Here is a 3,205-nt window from a genome sequence, read left to right on the forward strand (position 1 = left end):
AGATAAGCCCGCTAAAGATACGGGTCTGGCTGCTTATTTTCAACAAGGAGTCACCAAACGGTCTATTTACGGATTTATCATTATGAGCCTATTCTTAGTTGCTATTTTCGTTATTTTTATGGACAATMAATTCATTATTCTTTTCTTTGCCGGTTTTTTATGGCTCTGGATACGATTTTATCGTTCGCAGTTTGGTGGCGTAACAGGAGATGTTATAGGGGCAACCATTGAAGGAGGAGAAACATTTTTATGGATAATTCTTTGGTTATCACATGTATTCGTCACGGCATGACGATTGAAAATCAACAGAAAAAATATATAGGGTGGAGTGATCCGCCTTTAAGTATAGAAGGGAAAAATGAATTGAAAGAGCTTTTTCTAGAACCTCAGCTCGTTATTTCCAGTGACTTAAAAAGAGCGCTAGAAACAAGTGCAGTTGTTTTTCCAAAATCTCAGGTGGTTAAAAGTAAAAATTGGCGTGAACTGCATTTTGGAGATTGGGAAGAGAAGACGTATGAAGATTTGAAAAACATACGGGCGTATAGAAATTGGATTGATCACTGGACAGAACATACGCCTCCGAATGGTGAAAGCTTCTCAAGCTTTTCAAACCGAGTTTGGGCAGCGTGGGAAGAAGCGGTCGATTTGGCGGCCAGTCAGCAATTGCGTCACATTGCTATTGTTTCGCACGGTGGACCACTGCGTTTACTTGCATCCCATTTTAAACAGACAGCGTCGCTTTGGGATGTTTCTTTTTCTTATGGAGAAGGTTTTTCAGTAGCGTGTACATACAAACAGGCAAAGGAGAGAAGAGCATGCATTTCGTATTCGGCGGTGCATTTACCGGCAAAAGAAAATGGGTGAAGCAGCATTATGGCAGTGAGTCGGTAAAATGGCATTGTTTGTATGAAGACCCTGTTTTACCAGCGCTTGAGTTCGAAGAAAGTTACATAGTGCTAGAAGGATTTGAGCACTATGTTAAGGAATTAATACATAGCGAGCTGGAGTCTCCGCACCTTGTTGTTAAAAAGTTAATACAGAAGTGGAGACACAGCGGTGTATGGGAAAAGTTAATAGTGATTGGAACTGAAGTCGGCAAAGGGATTGTTCCTTTAGATCCAACAGAACGGCAGTGGAGAGATGAATGCGGGTATGCGTATCAGCATTTAGCGGCACATGCCCGGAAAGTAGATCACATTTGGTACGGAATTGCTAATCGATTGAAGGAGGAAATACAATGAACATTTACACAAAAACAGGGGACAAAGGGCAGACAAGCTTAATTGGAGGACGAGTAAATAAAGATGATATTCGAGTGGAAGCATACGGTACGATTGATGAGCTAAATGGCTTTGTAGGTCAAGCGATTTATCAGCTGGATGAAACAACATTAAAAGATGTAAAAGAAGAGCTAATTACGATTCAACATGAGCTTTTTGACTGTGGAAGTGATTTAGCATTTGCAAAAGATGATCATCCGTACAAAGTAACAAACGACATGATATCAGTACTTGAAAAGCGCATTGATGTCTATATGTCAGAAGCGCCGGCCATTGAGCGTTTTATTTTACCTGGAGGCACACCTGCAGCGACAACGCTTCATATTTGCCGGACGATTACACGCCGCGCAGAACGGCTTGTTGTTGGCGTGCAGCGTGAGTATAAAATTAATGCGGCGGTGCTTCAGTATTTAAATCGTTTATCCGATTATTTCTTTGCTGCGGCTCGAATCGCTAACGCGCGAGGAAATGTACAAGATGTAGAGTATATTCGCAGTGCCAAAGTATTTAAACAGCCTAAAAAATAAGGTATAAAAAACGGTCGAGCTAAAAGCGATCGTTTTTTTTATGAGTTATTTCGATAGGTAAAATAAAGCTATAAAAAAGAGGTAAATGCATCTATAATGATAAGAGACAGAGAGATAAAGAAAAGAGGTTGAGAAATGAATCAAGATTCTAAACGAGCAGGTATTGTTTATACAGCCAGCGCTTACGTTATGTGGGGGCTTTTTCCGCTTTACTGGAAGCTTCTTGGCGAGGTGAATGCGAATGAAATACTCGCTCACCGTGTCATATGGTCATTTGTTTTTATGCTTTTACTTTTGCTTGTGACAAAGCAAATGAGTGCTTTAAAAAAGACGCTTGGTTTATTATTTCGTAATACGAAACAAGCGGTCATTTTATTTGTGGCTTCAGTGCTGATCAGCATCAACTGGTTCGCTTACATTTGGGCGGTTAACCATAATCATATTATTGAAACAAGTTTAGGTTACTACATCAACCCGCTCGTTAGTATTTTACTTGGTATAGTCGTTTTAAAAGAGAAGCTTAATTTTTGGCAGGGTGCTTCTGTTGGATTAGCTGCTATAGGTGTTATCGTTATGACAGTTACATACGGGCATATCCCATGGGTATCATTAAGCTTAGCGTTTAGCTTTGGTTTGTACGGACTTGTAAAAAAGACTATTCAATTAGAAGCAAAAGTAGGATTAACGATTGAAACGATGATGGTTGCACCTATTGCAGTTATTTATTTTACTTTTCTTTTAGTGAAAGGATCTTCAAGTTTTTCTCTTCAATCGCTTGATCTGAGTGCTCTTTTAATTGGAGGCGGTGTTGCTACAGCTATGCCACTACTATATTTCGCTAAAGGGGCCCCTCTTATTCCGCTATCGATGGTCGGTTTTTTACAGTACATTGCTCCTACCATGACGCTTTTATTAGGGGTATTCGTGTATCATGAACCGTTTTCTAGCGTAGAGATGATTGCCTTTTTGTTCATTTGGGGCGGATCGGTTATGTTCATTTTATCTAAAACTAAGTTCATGAATTCTCATCAGCCGAAATTTTTTAAAGGGCGCTCAGCTTAACGGACAAAAAAGCGGATATCTTTAGATATGCGCTTTTTTGTCTGCCGTAAAGAAATAAAAACGGAGACGGGAAAGTCACCGTATGTATACTTTATAGCTTCCGCTTGAAATGAGCGTTCAACTGACCTTGAAGCATTTGGTTTTTTACTTCTTTCATTTTTCTCGCTTCATCTTTTTTGGCCAATTCTGTGCGTATTTCACTCGTTTGAACTCCTTCTTCTATGCGATCGGCAATATCCATTAATCGTTCGACGTCTGAAAACGAATATTTCCGGATACCCGTATTGGTTCGGTCCGGAAAGAGCAGGCTTCTTTTCTCGTAGTAGCGAATTTGCC

6 protein-coding genes are annotated in these 3,205 nt (G+C 40.0%); 5 read left to right on the forward strand and 1 reads right to left on the reverse strand.

From position 1 onward, the window contains the following. The 5 genes from AC1DRF_RS20760 to rarD form a co-directional block, all read left to right on the forward strand. Window positions 1-292: adenosylcobinamide-GDP ribazoletransferase (locus tag AC1DRF_RS20760; protein ID WP_477741573.1), on the forward strand; the 292-nt coding region annotated here is incomplete at its 5' end. After that, a complete protein-coding gene (locus AC1DRF_RS20765) occupies window positions 250-864 on the forward strand; it encodes a histidine phosphatase family protein (RefSeq protein ID WP_477741574.1) in 615 nt (204 codons plus the stop codon). The genes AC1DRF_RS20760 and AC1DRF_RS20765, both read left to right, overlap by 43 nt. Then, window positions 816-1,241, forward strand: coding sequence for a bifunctional adenosylcobinamide kinase/adenosylcobinamide-phosphate guanylyltransferase (locus AC1DRF_RS20770; protein WP_477741575.1), 426 nt, complete (start codon window positions 816-818; stop codon window positions 1,239-1,241). The genes AC1DRF_RS20765 and AC1DRF_RS20770 overlap by 49 nt, the downstream gene beginning before the upstream one ends. Then, entirely contained in the window at window positions 1,238-1,807 is a 570-nt protein-coding gene (locus AC1DRF_RS20775; RefSeq protein ID WP_427076256.1) for a cob(I)yrinic acid a,c-diamide adenosyltransferase, read from the forward strand. Before AC1DRF_RS20770 ends, AC1DRF_RS20775 begins: the two co-directional genes overlap by 4 nt. Window positions 1,808-1,942: 135 nt before the next feature. Beyond that, window positions 1,943-2,869, forward strand: a complete 927-nt coding sequence (gene rarD / locus AC1DRF_RS20780) for an EamA family transporter RarD (RefSeq protein WP_477741576.1) — start codon at window positions 1,943-1,945, stop codon at window positions 2,867-2,869. Window positions 2,870-2,960: 91 nt separating this feature from the next. On the opposite strand, the gene AC1DRF_RS20785 is transcribed toward rarD, so the two are convergent. Beyond that, window positions 2,961-3,205, reverse strand: a 245-nt coding sequence (locus AC1DRF_RS20785; protein ID WP_477741577.1) for a MerR family transcriptional regulator, incomplete at its 5' end; no start/stop codon positions are given.

It is taken from the genome of Priestia sp. P5_B4 (assembly GCF_056400385.1).